The 18,383-nt window shown below is 30.3% G+C and carries 18 protein-coding genes; all 18 read left to right on the top strand.

What is annotated here, in order from left to right; all coding sequences use genetic code 11:
* Positions 1 to 37: 37 nt before the first annotated feature.
* The 18 genes from BUA92_RS00715 to BUA92_RS00800 all read left to right on the top strand — a co-directional run bounded on the left by BUA92_RS00715 (position 38) and on the right by BUA92_RS00800 (position 18,381).
* Positions 38 to 1,705: a ribonuclease J gene (locus BUA92_RS00715; protein ID WP_073015852.1), complete on the top strand. Its 1,668-nt coding sequence runs from the start codon at positions 38 to 40 to the stop codon at positions 1,703 to 1,705.
* A gap of 15 nt (positions 1,706 to 1,720) precedes the next feature.
* Positions 1,721 to 2,074, top strand: coding sequence for a YlbF family regulator (locus BUA92_RS00720; protein ID WP_073015853.1), 354 nt, complete (start codon positions 1,721 to 1,723; stop codon positions 2,072 to 2,074).
* A 102-nt stretch (positions 2,075 to 2,176) separates the two neighbouring features.
* Positions 2,177 to 4,003: a translational GTPase TypA gene (gene typA / locus BUA92_RS00725; protein WP_073015854.1), complete on the top strand. Its 1,827-nt coding sequence runs from the start codon at positions 2,177 to 2,179 to the stop codon at positions 4,001 to 4,003.
* A 63-nt stretch (positions 4,004 to 4,066) separates the two neighbouring features.
* Positions 4,067 to 4,711: an O-methyltransferase gene (locus BUA92_RS00730; RefSeq protein WP_073015855.1), complete on the top strand. Its 645-nt coding sequence runs from the start codon at positions 4,067 to 4,069 to the stop codon at positions 4,709 to 4,711.
* A 4-nt stretch (positions 4,712 to 4,715) separates the two neighbouring features.
* Positions 4,716 to 5,939, top strand: coding sequence for a peptidase U32 family protein (locus tag BUA92_RS00735; RefSeq protein ID WP_073015856.1), 1,224 nt, complete (start codon positions 4,716 to 4,718; stop codon positions 5,937 to 5,939).
* 11 nt (positions 5,940 to 5,950) lie between these two features.
* On the top strand, positions 5,951 to 6,571 hold the full coding sequence (gene udk / locus BUA92_RS00740) for a uridine kinase (RefSeq protein WP_073015857.1): 621 nt from the start codon (positions 5,951 to 5,953) through the stop codon (positions 6,569 to 6,571).
* A gap of 52 nt (positions 6,572 to 6,623) precedes the next feature.
* On the top strand, positions 6,624 to 8,228 hold the full coding sequence (locus tag BUA92_RS00745) for a penicillin-binding transpeptidase domain-containing protein (protein WP_242950029.1): 1,605 nt from the start codon (positions 6,624 to 6,626) through the stop codon (positions 8,226 to 8,228).
* Positions 8,229 to 8,305: 77 nt separating this feature from the next.
* Complete coding sequence (sigK, locus tag BUA92_RS00750; protein WP_275299588.1) at positions 8,306 to 9,004, top strand: RNA polymerase sporulation sigma factor SigK; 699 nt, start codon at positions 8,306 to 8,308, stop codon at positions 9,002 to 9,004.
* A 145-nt stretch (positions 9,005 to 9,149) separates the two neighbouring features.
* Positions 9,150 to 10,205 (top strand): type IV pilus twitching motility protein PilT, encoded by a 1,056-nt coding sequence (locus tag BUA92_RS00755; protein ID WP_073015858.1) that lies wholly within the window; start codon positions 9,150 to 9,152, stop codon positions 10,203 to 10,205.
* A gap of 175 nt (positions 10,206 to 10,380) precedes the next feature.
* On the top strand, positions 10,381 to 11,655 hold the full coding sequence (locus BUA92_RS00760) for a glycosyltransferase family 2 protein (protein WP_073015859.1): 1,275 nt from the start codon (positions 10,381 to 10,383) through the stop codon (positions 11,653 to 11,655).
* 577 nt (positions 11,656 to 12,232) lie between these two features.
* Positions 12,233 to 13,330 (top strand): cell division protein FtsZ, encoded by a 1,098-nt coding sequence (ftsZ, locus tag BUA92_RS00765; protein WP_073015860.1) that lies wholly within the window; start codon positions 12,233 to 12,235, stop codon positions 13,328 to 13,330.
* Positions 13,331 to 13,500: 170 nt separating this feature from the next.
* The gene (locus BUA92_RS00770; protein WP_073015861.1) at positions 13,501 to 14,304 is read left to right on the top strand and encodes a sigma-E processing peptidase SpoIIGA; all 804 of its coding nucleotides are present in this window, start codon (positions 13,501 to 13,503) and stop codon (positions 14,302 to 14,304) included.
* Between the two features lie 15 nt (positions 14,305 to 14,319).
* Positions 14,320 to 15,027 (top strand): RNA polymerase sporulation sigma factor SigE, encoded by a 708-nt coding sequence (gene sigE, locus BUA92_RS00775; protein ID WP_021802195.1) that lies wholly within the window; start codon positions 14,320 to 14,322, stop codon positions 15,025 to 15,027.
* 80 nt (positions 15,028 to 15,107) lie between these two features.
* Positions 15,108 to 15,881 (top strand): RNA polymerase sporulation sigma factor SigG, encoded by a 774-nt coding sequence (gene sigG, locus BUA92_RS00780; RefSeq protein WP_021802194.1) that lies wholly within the window; start codon positions 15,108 to 15,110, stop codon positions 15,879 to 15,881.
* A gap of 186 nt (positions 15,882 to 16,067) precedes the next feature.
* Entirely contained in the window at positions 16,068 to 16,328 is a 261-nt protein-coding gene (locus BUA92_RS00785; RefSeq protein ID WP_021802193.1) for a YlmC/YmxH family sporulation protein, read from the top strand.
* A 59-nt stretch (positions 16,329 to 16,387) separates the two neighbouring features.
* The gene (nrdR, locus tag BUA92_RS00790) at positions 16,388 to 16,849 is read left to right on the top strand and encodes a transcriptional regulator NrdR (protein WP_021802192.1); all 462 of its coding nucleotides are present in this window, start codon (positions 16,388 to 16,390) and stop codon (positions 16,847 to 16,849) included.
* Positions 16,850 to 16,950: 101 nt separating this feature from the next.
* Positions 16,951 to 17,664 carry a peptidoglycan editing factor PgeF gene (pgeF, locus tag BUA92_RS00795; RefSeq protein ID WP_073015862.1) on the top strand — a complete coding sequence of 238 codons (714 nt, stop codon included), beginning with the start codon at positions 16,951 to 16,953 and terminating at the stop codon, positions 17,662 to 17,664.
* An 18-nt stretch (positions 17,665 to 17,682) separates the two neighbouring features.
* Positions 17,683 to 18,381, top strand: coding sequence for a response regulator transcription factor (locus BUA92_RS00800; protein WP_073015863.1), 699 nt, complete (start codon positions 17,683 to 17,685; stop codon positions 18,379 to 18,381).
* The last annotated feature ends 2 nt before the right edge of the window (positions 18,382 to 18,383 follow it).

Here is an 18,383-nt window from a genome sequence, read left to right on the forward strand (position 1 = left end):
ACATCCTTTGTAGACACCTATAAGAAGGAGGGGAAATATGAAAAGAGAAAAAGCAAAGGTTAAAATAATTCCTCTTGGGGGAATTAGTGAGATCGGGAAAAACATTACTGCTATTGAATTTAAAGATGATATCGTAGTAATAGATTGCGGAATGAAGTTTCCAGATGAAGATATGTTTGGAATAGACGTTGTAATTCCAGATGTATCATACCTACAGAAGAACGCTGATAAGGTTAGAGGAATATTCTTAACTCATGGTCATGAAGATCATATAGGAGCATTACCTTATGTCTTAAAGCAATTAAATGTTCCTGTGTATGGAACTAAACTTACCTTAGGGTTAGTTGAAACAAAATTAAAAGAGCACGGTTTATTAAGTTCAGTTGAACTTATAAGAGTAAAACCAAGAGAGGTTGTGAAACTTAATGCTGTGTCTGTGGAGTTTATAAAGATAAATCACTCCATTGCAGATGCATGTGCAATAGCAATTCACACCCCTATTGGAGCAGTACTTCACACTGGTGATTTTAAGATAGACTATACTCCTATTGATAATGAACCAACTGATTTTTCAAGACTTGCTGAGCTTGGAAGAAAAGGAGTACTTGTAATGCTTGCTGACTCTACTAATGTTGAAAGACCAGGTTATACCTTGTCTGAAAGAGTGGTTGGTGAGAACTTTATTAATTTTTTTGGAAAAGCTAAAGGCAGAATAATAGTTGCAACATTTGCATCCAATGTTCACAGAATACAGCAAATTATAACTGCGGCTCAAATATATGGCAGAAAAGTAGCTGTTTCAGGTAGAAGTATGGAGAATGTTGTTCAAGTTGCTGTAGAGCTTGGATATATAGAATTTAATAAGGATGTATTAATAAGCGTTGACGATATTAATAAGTATCCTAATGATAAGGTTGTTGTAATAACTACAGGCAGCCAAGGTGAGCCTATGTCAGCTCTTGCTAGAATGGCGAGTTCTGATCATAAGAAACTTAATGTTATTGAAGGGGATACTGTTATAATATCAGCTTCACCAATTCCAGGTAATGAAAAGTTGGTTTCTAGAGTTATAAATCTTTTATTTAAAAAAGGTGCAGATGTTATTTATGAAGCGTTAGCTGATGTTCACGTATCAGGTCATGCTTTCCAAGAAGAACTTAAACTTATGCATACTTTAGTTAAACCAAGAAACTTCATACCTGTGCATGGAGAGTTTAGACACTTAAAACAACATGGAGAACTAGCTATGAAGTTAGGACTTCCTGAGAAGAATATCCATATTCCTGAAAATGGGGAAGTTATAGAGGTTACAAGAGATTCTATAAGAAAAAATGGAACAGTAACTTCAGGACAAATTTTTGTTGATGGACTTGGTGTTGGAGATGTTGGAAATATTGTTTTAAGAGACAGAAAACATCTATCACAAGATGGAATACTTACTGTTGTAGTTACTATTGAAAAAGAATCTAGTACTGTTATAGCTGGTCCTGATATAATTTCTAGAGGATTTGTATATGTTAGAGAATCTGAAAGACTTATGGATGATGCTAGAGAGATAGTTAAAAAGGTACTAAGAAACTGTGAAGAGAAAAAGATAACTGATTGGGCTACAATGAAAACAAATATTAAGGATGAATTAAGAAATTTCTTATATGAAAAAACTAAGAGAAGACCTATGATTCTTCCTATAATAATGGAAATATAGATTTAGGAGAAATTTATGGCAAACATTAATGATAAGGTAAATGAATTAGCTAAAGCCTTAAAAGAAGATTCTCAAGTTGTGGCCTATAGAGAGGCTACAGAAAAAATAAATGGTAACCCAGAAGCTAAAAAGATGGTTGAAGATTTTAGAAAGATTCAATTTAAAGCATATAGTGAGCAAGTGCAAACTGGAACTGTTTCAGCAGAGACTCAAGAAGAAATGAGAAACTTTGGAACTATTATGACTTTAAATCCAGAAGTTTCAAATTACATTTCATCTGAAGCTAGCTTCGCTGTTATGTGGGATGGTATTTTAAAAACTTTAAATGAGGCAATAGGTGTAAATATTATTGCACCTTCTCAAGAATAAAGTTTGACTTTTTCTCACTATAAGATTAGAATGTAGTATAGACATGAAATTGGATACGTAAGTATCCAATTTTATTTTGCAAATTGTTTGGAGGAATAAATAATGAACTTAACTGTAAGAGAAGATATAAGAAATATAGCAATTATTGCCCATGTTGACCATGGTAAGACAACATTGGTAGACGCACTATTAAAACAAAGTAATATATTCAGAACTAACGAAAGAGTAGAAGAAAGAGTAATGGACTCTAATGACCTAGAAAAAGAAAGAGGAATAACAATTCTTTCTAAAAATACTGCTGTTATACATAATGGTATAAAGATCAACATTATAGATACACCAGGCCATGCTGACTTTGGTGGAGAAGTTGAACGTGTTCTTAAAATGGTAGACTCTGTTCTGCTTGTAGTAGATTCTTATGAAGGTCCAATGCCACAAACTAAATTCGTTTTAAGAAAAGCACTTGAACTTGGATTAAAACCTATAGTTGTAATAAACAAAATTGATAAACCTAATGCTAGACCAGAAGAAGTTATAGACGAAGTTTTTGACTTATTCTTAGAACTTGGTGCTGAAGATGAGCAATTAGATTTCCCTATAGTTTATGCATCAGCAAGAGAAGGTATAGCAAAACTTGAGATAGATGAAGAATCAAGTAACATGGAACCTTTATTTAATACTATAGTTGAAAGAGTAGATGCTCCTAAAGGATATCCAGAAGAACCACTTCAAATGCTTATAACTACATTAGATACTAGTGAGTATGTAGGTAAAATAGCTATTGGTAAAATAGTTCGTGGAACTATAAAGAAAAACCAAAACTTATCAATAGTTAGAAAAGATGGAAGTACAACTAATTTTAAAGCTTCTAATATCTATACCTATGAAGGACTTAAAAGAGTAGATGCTGATACTGCTTCAATTGGAGACATAATCGCTGTTTCAGGTATTGGTGATGCTAATATAGGTGAAACTATAGCAGATTCTGCTAATCCAGAAGCACTACCATTTGTTGATATAGACGAGCCTACTTTAAGCATGAACTTTATGGTTAATGACTCACCATTTGCAGGTAAAGAAGGAGACTTTATAACTTCAAGACATTTAAGAGACAGATTATTTAAAGAACTTGAAACAAACGTAAGTTTAAAAGTTGTAGAAATTACTCCAGACTGTTTCGAAGTATCTGGTAGAGGAGAACTTCACTTATCAATATTAATCGAAACTATGAGAAGAGAAGGATATGAGCTACAAGTTTCTAAAGCTAATGTTATATTTAAAGTTGAAAATGGTAAGAAGCTTGAGCCAATAGAATATTTAACTATAGATGTTCCAGAAGAATTTATGGGACCTGTTATGGAAAAATTAGGACCAAGAAAAGCAGAAATGGTTAATATGACATCTGCTCAAAATGGTTATACAAGATTAGAATTTAATATCCCAGCTAGAGGACTTATAGGATTTAGAAATGAATTCTTAACTGATACTAAAGGTAATGGTATAATGAACCACGTATTCCACGGATATGAGCCATTTAAGGGTGAAATTCCAGGAAGAAGCAGAGGATCAATAGTTGCTTTTGAATCAGGTGAAGCTATAACTTATGGATTATACAATGCTCAAGAAAGAGGTACCTTATTTATAGGTGCTGGAGTTGATGTATATGAAGGAATGATAGTTGGAGAATCTTCAAGAGCTGATGATTTAGATGTTAATGTATGTAAGAGAAAGCAATTAACAAATACTAGATCTTCAGGTTCAGATGATGCTTTAAAATTAACAACTCCTAGAGCTATGTCTCTTGAACAATCTTTAGAATTTATTAATAGTGATGAATTAGTTGAGGTTACTCCTGAAAACATAAGAATGAGAAAAAGAGTTTTAAATAGCGGAGAAAGAAAAAGAACAACATCAAGAAATAAAAAATAATTAATAGCCTTAGGGCTTTTAATTATATTAAGAGTAAATTTACCTTTAAAGGTTGGAGGGAAAATGAGCGGAATTACTTATGATTATATGGAAAGCTATATAAGAGGACTTATTCCTGAAAATATTGGAATCTTAAAGGAACTCGAAGATTATGCAAAAGAAAATAAAGTTCCAATAGTTCAAAAAGAAACTGCAAAGTTTTTAGAGTTCATGGTAAGTTTTCAAAAGCCTTTAAAAATTTTAGAGTTAGGTACAGCTATAGGATATTCTGCAATAATGATGTATGAAGCAAGTGGAAAGCTTGCTCATATAACTACCATAGAAAGAAGCGAAGAGATGATATTTATGGCAGAAGAGAATATTAAAAGATTTTCTTTAGAGGATAATATAAAAGTTCTAAAAGGTGACTGTTTAGAAATTTTAGAAAGCTTAGATGAAGAATATGATATGATTTTTATGGATGCTGGAAAAGGACATTATAATCATTTTTTACCTCACTGTTTAAGACTTCTTAAACAAGATGGAATTATTATTGCAGATAATGTACTTTTTAGAGGAATGGTTGCTTCTAGAGATTTACTTCAAAGAAGAAAAATAACTATAGTAAAAAGAATGAAAACATATTTAGACTTAGTATCAAAAGATGAAAGCTTAATCACCTCTGTTATACCAATGGGTGATGGGATAGCTATAACTAAAAGGAGGTAGGGTTATGAGGATACCAGAACTACTAGCACCAGCAGGTAGTTTAGAGAAGTTGAAAACAGCCATAGATTACGGTGCTGATGCAGTTTATTTAGGTGGGAATAAGCTTAATTTAAGAGCTTTTGCTGATAATTTTACAAATGAACAAATAAAAGAAGGGGTAGAATATGCTCATAAAAGAGGAAAAAAAGTCTATATGACTTTAAACGTAATTCCTCATAATGGAGATTTATATGGTTTAGAGGATTATCTAAAAGAAATATATTCTCTTGAAGTAGATGCTATAATAGTAGCAGACCCTGGTATAATAGCTACTGCTAGAGAAGTTGTTCCTGAGCTAGAGATACACTTAAGTACTCAAGCTAATAATACTAACTGGAGAACAGCTAAATTTTGGTATGATCAAGGGGTTAAAAGAATAGTTCTTGCAAGAGAGCTTACTATGAAAGAAATTAATGATGTAAGAGAAAACCTTCCTGAAGAATGTGAGATAGAAGCATTTATTCATGGTTCTATGTGTATGAGCTATTCTGGAAGATGTGTAATGTCTAATTACATGACAGGAAGAGATTCTAATAGAGGTGCTTGTGCGCAGCCTTGCAGATATAAGTATTATTTAGTTGAAGAGAAAAGACCAGGAGAATACTTCCCTATAATTGAAGATGATAAAGGAAGTTACATAATGAATTCTAAAGATCTATGTATGATTGAACATATTCCAGAACTGATGGAAAGTGGAATATATTCATTTAAAATAGAAGGAAGAATGAAAAGCTCGTACTATGTAGCTGCTATAGTTAAGTCCTATAGACAGGCAATAGATGCATATTTAGCAAATCCAGAAGGATATGAACTTAAGCAGTCTTGGGTAGATAATTTATTAAAGGTATCACATAGAAGTTATCATACAGGATTTTATTTTAATGAACCTAATAAACAAGTATATGACACATCATCCTATGTAAGAGATTACGATATAGTTGGTGTGGTTAAAGAATATGATGAAGTAAATAAAATAGCTACGATAGAGCAAAGAAACAGAGTATTTGAAGGAGATAAGGTAGAGGTATTAGGCCCTGTTGGAGAAAACTATGAGATAGTATTATCCGATATGCATGATGGAAAAGGTGAAAAGATTGAAGTTGCACCAAGGGCTCAAATGATATTCTCAATTAAAGTAGATGCTCCTTTAAAAGTTAAAGATATGCTTATTAAAGGAAAAGATAACTAGAGGGGGATATTATGAATAAACCTATTCTTATTGGAATTACTGGGGGAACTGGCTCAGGCAAAAGCACTATAGCAAAAGAAATATATAATAACTTTTCTGAAAATCGTATAGGTATGATTGAACAAGATTCTTATTACAAAGATCAGTCACATTTAAGTATGGAAGAAAGAGTTAAAACTAATTATGATCATCCAAAAGCTTTTGATAATGATTTATTAGTTGAACATCTTAAGCAATTACTAGAATGTAAAAGCATAGATAAGCCTATATACGATTTTTCAAATCATAATAGAAAAAGTGAAACTATAAAGGTTGATTCAAAAGAAATCATAATAATAGAAGGAATATTAGTTCTTGAAGATGAAAGAATAAGAGATCTATTAGATATAAAGATTTATGTTGATACTGATGCTGATGTTAGAATAATCAGAAGAATGGTTAGAGATATTAAAGAAAGAGGAAGAACTGTTGAGTCTGTTATTGATCAATACCTATCAGTAGTTAAACCAATGCATCTTCAATTTACAGAGCCTACTAAAAGGTATGCTGACATTATAATACCAGAAGGTGGACAGAATAAGGTTGCAATAGATATCATGGTTTCTAAAATAACTCAAATTTTACAAAATTAATTGAATAAAACATCTCTCTAGAGTCAAAAATTTAGCTGGGGAGGTGTTTTTTTTGTTAAGAAAAAAATATTCAAAAAGACTAAGAGCCATGATTATTGTATTTTCGCTAATTTTATTAGTTTTATCATACAGAACATATGATGTTGTTACAAAATACAGTCCTCAAAGTACCAAGGGAGCTGTAGCTAATACTCAAGTAGAAAATTTGTCAGAAACAAATTATATGCTTTTAGATACTAATGGCAAGGACTTAAGAAGCTACAAGAAAAAATATGTTGTTGTAATAGATTCTAAACCTTTTTCTTTAAATAATTTTGAAGAAAACATTGAGGGGCTTTTAGCCTTTAACTTCATTATGAAGTCACAGGTAGATAACTTTGCCTATGATGAGGTTCTGAAAAAAGGTGGAAAAAGTTATTTTGTTGTTAATCAAGAGGCTTATGAAAAAGTTAATAAGATTCAGGGTGTTAAAGGAATATATACATATGTATATGATGAAATAGAAAGAAACTACGCCTGGGGAATTGGAGATATTTTAAGCAATATAAATGAAAAAAATAATTATGAGGGAGATTCTCTGGAGGCAAAACTTCTTAATGAGATAAAATCTAACAATCCTCCTCAAGGAAAATTTGAGATTGAAAAAGATGGAACTTACAAGGCTGGAGTATTAGGAGTAAATCCAGAAAATAAAAATATTAAATTAACCATAGACCTTGATATGAATGAAAAAATAAAAGATATATTAAATAAAGAGCAGTTTTCTAATTTAAGTAATATAGGGGTTATACTTATGGATAGTGAGACAGGAAAAATTAAGGTATTAGCTCAAAAAGATGACTCTATGCCAAACATCTTAATTGGAGCTGAGGGCTTAGGGTTTGAACCTGCTTCAACATTTAAATTAATAGTAGAAGAGGCAGCTTTAGAGAATAAAGCAGTAACTTTGGATTCAACCTTTACCTGTACAGGACAAATATGTCAAAAAGATGGAAAACCTTATTCTCATGGTACTCTAACCGTTAGAAAAGCCCTTGAGATATCTTGTAATGATACTTTTTACCATGTAGCTCAAAAGGTTGGTTATGACAAGTTAATGGAGATGGCTGAGAAGCAGGGACTGTATTCTAAGGTACTTGGTTTAACAAAAGAGGTTACTGGACAAAAACCTTTAGAAGAGGCTAGTTTAAGAAATATAGCAATAGGTCAATCTATGACAGTAACGCCAATACAGATGGCAGGTGCCATAAATACTATTGTAAATAATGGTGTATATGTTGAGCCAAGTGTAATAGAAGGGTTTGTGGATAATAAAGATAATGTTTTAGATACCTTTAATTATAAAAAGACTACAGTTATATCAAAGGAAACAGCAAACTTAATAAAAAGTAATATGAGAGATGTTGTTAGTAAAGGAACTGGTACAACAGCATATATAAAAAATGTTGAAATCGGAGGAAAAACTGGTTCTGCTACTGGAAGCAATGGAACTACCCATGGATGGTTTGGAGGATATTTCAAAAAAGGAAATAAAAATTACACTATGATAGTTTTTGTTCCAGACATTAATGGAAAAAACAAACAAGGAGAAGATTTAGTAGGTGGAAACACAGCAGCCCCTGTTTTTAAAGATATTGTTTTAGAACTTTTAAAATAAATTTAATGATACATGCAACATTGGATTATTATTTCATATTATATTAATAAGCATTATTAGGAGGCACATCTGTGTTTATGATTAGTAACCTTATAGATATAATATGTAACTTACCTTTATTGACTGGGTATATAAATAACAATAATAATACATTTCCAAAGCCACTTTCAGAAGCTGATGAGGAATTGTATTTAAAAAAATTCCATGAAGGAGATGTATCAGCAAAAAGTATACTTATTGAAAGAAACTTAAGATTAGTAGCACATATAGTAAAAAAGTATTCAATGCAGAACAAGGATGTAGATGATTTAATCTCTATAGGAACTGTAGGCTTAATTAAAGCCATAGAGTCTTTTGACTCTTCAAAAGGTACTAGATTAGCTACTTATGCAGCTAGATGTATCGAAAATGAAATACTTATGCTTTTTAGAAATAATAAAAAAAATAAAAGTGAAGTATATTTACAAGATCCTATAGGAATAGATAAAGAAGGTAACGAGATATGTTTAATGGATGTATTGAGCAGTGAAAGTGATTCTGTAGTTGAAATAGTTGAAAATAATCTACAAGTGAGAAGTCTCTATAATAAAATGAGTAAGTTTTTAAGTACAAGGGAAAGAGAAATATTAGAGATGAGATATGGATTAATAGATGGAAAGGTTAAAACTCAAAGAGAAATAGCTGTAATTTTAGGTATATCTAGATCTTATGTATCAAGAATAGAAAAGAAAGCTTTAAAAAAGCTAAATAAAGAGATGAACTTTAATAAGATATAGTTAATGACCAGAGGTTAACTCTGGTCATTAACTATAATTTTTTATGAAAAAAAGGAATTTAAATTTTAGTATGGAATTTAGTTTATTAATGGTATAATTAGTTATTATTGATATTTTTTATTACACCTTAGATTGGAGGAAATTAATGTACGTTTTAGTTGAACTGTTAAGTAAAACATTAGAGTTAGGGGCATCAGATTTGCATCTTACAGTAGGAATTCCACCTGTAATTAGAGTTAATGGTGGATTGATTAAAATAGGAAGTTCTAATCTAACTCCTGTAGACACCGAAAAATTTGCAAAAGAAATACTAGAAGAAAAATTCACAGAATATAGTCAAGTGGGTGAGTACGATACATCTTATTCAATTGCTGGCTTAGGTAGATTTAGAGTGAATGTATTTAAACAAAGAAATTCAGACGCATTAGCACTTAGAGTCATTGCATTAAAGATACCCACATTACAGGAGCTTAGTCATCCACCTGTATTAAAAGAGTTAACAGAGAAAAAGAGAGGATTAGTTCTAGTTACTGGGCCAACTGGAAGTGGTAAATCTACAACTTTGGCTGCCATGCTTAATGAGATAAATCATAATAGAGAAGCTCATGTAATAACTTTAGAAGATCCTATAGAATTTTTACATAAACATGATAAGTGTATAATTAATCAGAGAGAAATAGGAAAAGATTCAAATAGCTATCAAAATGCTTTAAGAGCTATATTAAGAGAGGACCCTGATGTTATTCTAGTTGGAGAGATGAGAGATCTTGAAACTATAGCTATAGCAATAACAGCTGCTGAAACAGGGCATTTAGTTTTTTCAACATTACATACTATTGGAGCTGCAAAGACTATAGATAGAATAGTTGATGTTTTCCCTCCGCACCAGCAACAACAAATAAGAATTCAATTGTCAGCAGTGTTACAAGGAATTGTTTCGCAGCAATTGGTACCAACAGCTGATAAACAAAGTAGAGTAGCAGCATTAGAGGTTATGATTACTACCCCAGGAATTCAAAATATAATAAGAGAAGGAAAAACCCATCAAATTGAATCATCAATACAAACTGGAAACAAATATGGAATGAAGACTATGGATATGGCTTTAGCTGAGTTATATAGAAAAGGAATTATTACTCAAGAGACAGCTTTAAGTTATGCCGTTGATAGAGAGACTATTAAAAGAATTATGTTGCTTTAGATAAAACTAATTTGTAAGATATCAGATTCATCTTACAAATTAGTTTTTAAATATATTTGATATAGACCCAAAAAAATTAAATAATTAGCAATAAATTAACATATTAAGGCGAACAATAAGTAGTATTATAAGTTGTTTTATGCTAAAATGGGTATGAATTAGGGGGGAACTTTTGATGCAATATATAAAAGGTATACTAGACTATATCTCAGTTATTTATTCAAACGTAGTATTTGTAATATCAATGTACTTTTTATTTCTTTCATTTTTTGGACTTATTAAGGTTAAATCAAAGAAGAAAAAGAAACCCACAACAAGTTTTGCATTAGTTGTTGCGGCTCATAATGAAGAGAAAGTTATTAGCGGTATAATAGATAGTTTAAATAGGTTAGATTACCCTAAAGAATTATATGATATTTTCGTTATAGCAGACAATTGCACTGATAATACAGCTAGAATTGCTAGGCAATGTGGTGCACAAGTTTTTGAAAGAATGGATGCAGAGAAAAGGGGAAAAGGATATGCTTTAGAGTGGATGTTTAATAAATTGTTTTCCATGAAGAAGCAATATGATTCAGTTGCAGTTTTTGATGCCGACAATTTGGTAAGCAAGAACTTTTTAAGTGAAATTAACAACAAATTTTTAGATGGATATAAAGTTGTTCAAGGATATTTAGATTCTAAAAATCCTAATGATACATGGATTACAGCTAACTACTCAATATCTTTTTGGTTATCTAATAGAATATTCCAATTGGCCAGAGCAAATATCGGATTATCAAGCCAATTAGGAGGTACAGGTTTTTGTATAAAAACAGATATACTTAGAGAATTAGGATGGGGAGCTACTTGTTTAACTGAAGACTTAGAGTTTACTTGTAAGCTTGTACTGAATGGATATAAGGTTGGATGGGCACATGATGCTATCATCTATGATGAAAAACCTTTAACATTAGGGCAGTCTTGGGCTCAAAGAAAAAGATGGATGCAAGGATTTGCAGATGTATCTAGTAGATATTTCTTTAAGTTATTGAAAAAGGGAATAAAAGAGCTTAATGTTGTGGTTTTAGATTGTGCACTTTATAGTATACAACCGATAATTATAGTTTTGCTTGGAATAGCTTTGGTTCTAAATATGTATAATCAAGTTGTTAATGCCCCAGAGCTTATATCGGGAGTTCTAAGTACTCTTAATAATTTTAATGCTAATATTACAAAGGTTGGAGCGACTGGACTAATAATACTACAATTTTTATATAATCCTATAATATTGGTTTTAGAAAGAAAGTTAAGCTTTAAAATACTACTATATTATATTTTAAATCCTATATATTCTTTAACATGGGTACCAATATCTATTCAAGGTATGATAGATAAAAATAAAAAAGAATGGTCTCATACAGCTCACACTAGAAATATAGATATAACTGAGTTAGAAAAGGTCAATTAACATACAGGAAACTGTATGTTTTTTCTTTTTGGTATAATTTACATAGAGGAAAATTTAAAGTTTTGTTGAATATACTTAATAGTTCTAATTTCTTTCTGAAATGAGAATAAATATTTTAATTTGGTTATAAAACAAATCATTTTATTTACGATAATATAATGAGAGGGAATATAACCAGAATATTCATAGGGAAATTATTGATAATTTTTATAAAATAATTTAATAAATCCTTAAAATCATAATATTTCAGTTAAAAAAACGAAAATAGTATGATAAAATAAATAATATAGTTATTTTTGGTGATATCTTAATTTATTTTGAAAATACTAAGAAATGTTTATAATATTTGTAGGAAAATTGTTAATTTTATCTCCAAATGAGACTTATTTACAAATTTCTTCAACAAATTCATCCTTACTACTTGTAAAGGATGTATATGATGATTTAAAATTAATGTATAGGATTTTTACAATTGAGAATATTTTAACTAAGGAAAGTAGTAAACAAATGAACTATTAATAACGAATTAACTAAAATAAAATTTTACTAAAGGAAATTTTCTAAAGGAGGAATTACTTTGTTAGACTTTGAAGTAGATATGCATGACTTTGCCAATATAAAGGTTGTTGGCTGTGGTGGCGGAGGTAGTAACGCCGTTAATAGAATGATTGTTGAAGGATTAAGAAATGTTGAATTTATTGCTATAAATACTGATAAGCAAGCACTTATGCTTTCACATGCTAATCAGAAAATACAAGTAGGAGAAAAATTAACTAAAGGTTTAGGAGCAGGAGCTAACCCAGAGATTGGGAAAAAAGCTGCTGAAGAAAGTAGAGAAGAAATCGAAGAGGCTATTAAAGGCGCTGATATGGTGTTTATAACTGCTGGTATGGGTGGGGGAACTGGAACTGGAGCTGCCCCTGTAGTAGCTGAAATAGCTAAATCTTTAGGCATATTGACTGTTGGAGTAGTTACTAAGCCATTTCCTTTTGAAGGAAGAAGAAGAATGAAACACGCAGAAATGGGTATAGAGAATCTTAAAGAAAAAGTAGATACATTAGTTACAATTCCTAATGAAAGATTATTGTCGATGGTTGATAAAAAAACTACTTTACTTGAATCTTTTAAATTTGCAGATGATGTATTAAGACAAGGTGTACAAGGTATATCTGATTTAATAACTATACCTGGACTTGTTAATCTTGACTTTGCAGATGTTAGAGCAGTTATGTTGGACAAAGGTTTAGCACATATGGGTGTTGGAACTGGTACTGGCGATAATAGAGCTCAAGATGCAGCAAAGCAAGCTATATCATCACCATTATTAGAGACATCAATTGTAGGAGCTACTGGAGTATTATTAAATGTTACTGGAGGAGCTGATTTAGGTCTTTTAGAAATTAATGAAGCGGCAGAAATAGTTCAAGAGGCTGCTGACCCAGATGCTAACATAATATTTGGTGCTGTGATTGATGAGACATTAAAAGATGAAATAAGAATCACTGTTATTGCTACAGGTTTTGAAGAAGAAATAAGAAGAATTCAAAAACAAGAAGTTAAAGAAGAAGTAGCAGCAACTACAATGACAAGAGAGAAAGAAGAAGTAGTGGAAAGCCAGGTTTTTGATCCAGAAGAGATAAATATACCTACTTTTTTAAGAAATAGAAGAAAATAATAAAATTTATGATAAACAGCTATGAGGTTTTATAAACCGCATAGCTGTTTTTTTAACTATGCAATGTAATTTATTGTAAAAAAGAGGTGTAAAATAATTGAAATTATAATGTTTAAAATGACAAAATTCTGATATTAATAGTTTTATAATTTACTTGTGAGGTGGAATTGATGGAGATAAATTTAGATATATTTTTAATAGAGAATTTTGTGATTAATTTATTTTTAATAGTAATAATGATGAAGTTATTAAGAGCCAAGCGAAAACGAAGAATGGAAATTATAGCAGCAATGGTTGGAGCTTTTTACACTTTAGTTATGATATTTCCTGAAGTGAGTATTTTAGCCGCCTTACCATTTAGAATAATAGTAGCTGTTATTATGGTTTATATAGCTATGAGGTGTAGAAATGTTAAAGAGATACTTAAGGGAACATTAGTGTTAATATTAACATCATTTATATTAAGTGGAGTATCCTTTGGATTTTCTTTAATGGGTAATGGATATAGCTTAGAAGATGGACTTACAATAAATAATTATCCAATAAAATATTTAATAATATCTATATTAACTATATTTATATTAGTTGAAAGAATTGTTAATACAATCAGAGATAAGATGTTTGTGGAGAATTATATATATAATTTGACAATAAAGTACCATAGTAAAGAATTTTATGCTAAAGGTTTTTTAGATACAGGAAATGAATTGAGAGAACCAATTACAGATTTGCCTGTGATTGTAGTTGAAAGCGATATATGTAAATATGCCGATTTTAATGAAAAAGAGGCTATATATATAAATATAAAAACTATCAATGGTGATGGTGGAAAACTAAAGGGTTTCAGAGTTAAAGATGTAGTAATTGAAAATGAAAAAAGTAAGTTGATTAGAGATGTTATTATCTGTTTAACAGAAAATATATTAAGCGGAGAAGGAGCTTATAATGCATTGTTATCTAGAGGAATAGTATAAGGGAGTTGTGACGTTATGATGAAAATACTTTTATTACTTAATAAGCTTGTAATTAAATTAAAGTTATTTAAAAAGAGGGTTTATTATATTGGTGGAAGCGATGCTTTACCACCACCACTATCAAAAGAAGAAGAAGAAGAACTTGTAGAGAATCTTATGTCTGGAGACGAAAGAATAAGAAGTACATTGATTGAAAGAAATCTAAGATTAGTTGTTTATATAGCTAGAAAGTTTGAAAATACGGGGGTAGGTGTTGAAGATTTAATTTCAGTTGGTACTATTGGATTGATAAAGGCTGTTAATACTTTTAATCCTGAGAAAAAGATAAAACTTGCTACTTATGCATCAAGGTGTATAGAAAATGAAATTTTGATGTATTTAAGAAGAAATTCAAAGGTAAAAGCCGAAATTTCTTTTTATGAGCCACTTAACATAGATTGGGATGGAAATGAATTATTATTATCAGATATATTAGGCACAGAAAATGATATAGTATATAACCTAATAGAAGATGAAGTGGACAAACAACTTTTGTTTATGGTTCTTAAAAGTTTAAATGAAAGAGAAAAGGAAATAGTTAAATTAAGATTTGGATTATATGGGGTTAGAGAAAAGACACAGAAAGAGGTAGCCGACATGCTTGGAATATCACAATCATATATTTCAAGATTAGAAAAAAAGATAATAAGTAGATTAAAAAAAGAAATGAATAAAATGATTTAAATTATTATCAGTATAAAATTTGCTTCTTAGGGATATACTCTAAATGCAATCAGTTATTACTTCCTAAGGGGTTGATCATTTTGATAATTAATAAGGTTGAAATCTGTGGAGTAAATACTTCAAAGCTTCCTGTACTAAAAGGCAAGGAAATGAAGGAGCTTTTACTCAAAATGAAAGCTGGAGATGATAGTGCTAGAGAGATATTCATAAAAGGAAACTTAAGGCTTGTATTGAGTGTTATACAAAGATTTAACAACCGTGGTGAAAATGTTGATGACCTTTTTCAGGTGGGTTGCATAGGATTAATGAAAGCTATTGACAATTTTGATTTATCACAAAATGTAAAATTTTCTACCTATGCTGTTCCAATGATTATAGGAGAAATCAGAAGATATTTAAGAGATAATAATTCAATTAGAGTAAGCAGATCTTTAAGAGATATTGCATATAGAGCTCTATTAGTGAGAGATAGATTAATTAATGAAGATAATAAAGAACCAACTATATCTCAAATTGCAAAGGAGTTAGATCTACCAAGAGAAGAGGTAGTATTTGCATTAGATGCAATACAAGATCCAGTATCATTGTTTGAGCCTATTTACCATGATGGTGGAGATGCTATTTTTGTAATGGATCAGATTAGTGATAGCAAAAATGGAGATGATAGTTGGTTAGAAAATATATCGATTAAAGAAGCCATGAAGAAATTAAACGAAAGAGAGAAATTAATATTAACATTAAGATTTTTTAATGGAAGAACACAAATGGAAGTCGCAGATGAAATAGGTATTTCTCAAGCACAAGTCAGTAGACTAGAAAAAACAGCATTAAAACATATGCGAAAGTATGTCTAAGAGCTCAATTGAGCTCTTATTTTTCATTGTTTATAGGAATTAGTGGCATTGTATTAATTTAACGTGTGCAGAAATATTTTTAAACGTGCAGAAATATTTTTTATTGTGCAGAAATATTTTTTATGTGCATATATTTTTAATTAAAGAATATTATGTAATACAGTAAAAGTTATAGGGGGGAGAACAATGGATGAGGAATTACATTCAATAAACTCTATTCGAGCTATGGAAGTTATTGATATTGAGCGTGGAGCTAAAATAGGATTTGCTAGAGATTTTAAAATAGATTGTGAAAGTAGTACCATAGAGTCAATACTTATTCCAGTTCAAAAAGGATCTTGGTTTGGTAAAGTGGAATTTATAGAAGTACCATGGAAAGATATAATAAAAATAGGTGATGATGTTATTTTAGTTAAGTTAAATACATTTATGGATGAAATACTCTAGAAAAAATCGTCTATTGACTGTATAATATAATTACATTAGAAAAGAAGGGCGTGAAGTTAGTGAGATGTCCATATTGTTCTTATGAAGAAAGTAAGGTTGTTGATTCTCGTTCTACAGAGGATTTTACAGCTATTCGAAGAAGAAGAGAATGTCTTAGCTGTGGGAAAAGATACACAACTTATGAAAAGGTTGAAGATATACCTATTTTGGTAATTAAAAAGGATATGAACCGCGAGATTTTCTCAAAGGAAAAAATAGTTAGCGGTTTAATAAAAGCATGCCAAAAGCGACCTGTATCTAGAGCTCAAATTGAAGATTTAGCTAATGATGTTGAAAAAGCTATTAGTAATAAGATGATTTCTGAGGTTAAGTCAGAATATATTGGTGAGATGATAATGGAAAGGCTTAAGGTAATAGATGAAGTATCCTATGTTAGATTTGCATCTGTATACAGACAATTTAAGGATATCAATACTTTTTTACAGGAAATTAAAAGCTTAATGACAAACAAGGACTACTAATAGAAGGTAGTCCTTTTGTTATAATTAAGTTAAAAAAGCAATTATAATGTTTCAAATTAACTATAAAATGTTAAAATTAAATTACTTGAGGAGGATAATTGATGACAAAAATTAATAATGAAGAATTCATATCATTTTCTGATGATAAGTTTGAAATATATTTTTCTATAGGAGATAAAAATTATAATAGAAAGCTTGAAAAAGGCAGGAATAATATAGAGAAGTTAAAAGATATATTTGAATTAAGTTCTATAAAGTATCTTACCCAAATACATTCAGATAAAATCATGAATGTATCTAATGTTAATGAAGAAACTAGTAGCGAAGAAGCAGATGGCCTCATTACAATTTTGAAGAATGTGGGAGTAGGTGTTTTTTATGCAGACTGTGTGCCAGTTATATTATATGATAAGGTTAAAGGCGTCATAAGTGCAGTTCACAGTGGATGGAGAGGAACTTATGATGAAATAGTTAAGAATGCAATAAGCATGATGAAAGATAAATATAAATCAAATGAAGAGGATATTAAAGTTATTATAGGGCCCCATATTAGGCAATGCTGCTATGAGGTTAGTGAAGAATTAAGAGATAAGTTTAATAATAAGGAATCTTTCCAGGGAGAAAATCTTTTTGAGGGAAGAAATCTTTCATTAGAGAAAGTAATATTAAAGTCATTGAGGAATAATAGGATAAAAGAAGAAAATATACAGACTATTAAATTATGTACTTGTTGCGATACGAATAATAAATTACATTCCTATAGAAGAGATGGAAATGAAGCTGGAAGATGTTATTCGTTTATAGTTAAAAGATAATTAATTGGAGGGATTTTTGTGGCTAATGAAAAAATTCTTATTGTAGATGATGAAGAACATATATTGGAGTTATTAAAATTCAATTTAGAGAATGCTGGATATAAGGTCACTACATCTACTAATGGTATAGATGCATTAAAAAAGGCTAAAAATGATTTGCCTAATCTAGTATTATTAGATTTAATGTTACCTGGGTTAGATGGGTATGATGTGTGTAAGGAAATAAGAAAAGATCCTAATGCTCAAAATATACCTATAATTATGACCACTGCTAAGAGTGAAGAATTAGATAAAATATTAGGGCTTGAATTAGGTGCTGATGATTATATAACAAAGCCATTTTCAATAAGAGAACTTCTTGCAAGAGTTAAGGCTGTTTTAAGAAGAATTAATACTACTCCAACTTCAGAAAGAGCTTTCAGTTTTTCTAATATATCAGTAGATTTTAATAAACATGAAGTGGTAAAGGATGGAGAAAAAGTAGATTTAACATTAAAGGAATTTGAGCTTTTAGAAATACTTATAAAAAATAGAGGGAGAGTTTTAACGAGAGAAACTTTACTAGACAAAATATGGGGATATGAGTATATTGGTGAAACAAGAACTGTAGATGTTCATATAAGACATCTAAGAAAAAAAATTGAGATAGACGATAAAAATCCTAAGTTGATAGAAACTATTAGAGGAATAGGCTATAGATTTTTTAATGGAGATTAAAT

Origin of the sequence: Clostridium intestinale DSM 6191, assembly GCF_900130055.1 — a bacterium.
Lineage (GTDB): Bacteria > Bacillota > Clostridia > Clostridiales > Clostridiaceae > Clostridium_T > Clostridium_T intestinale.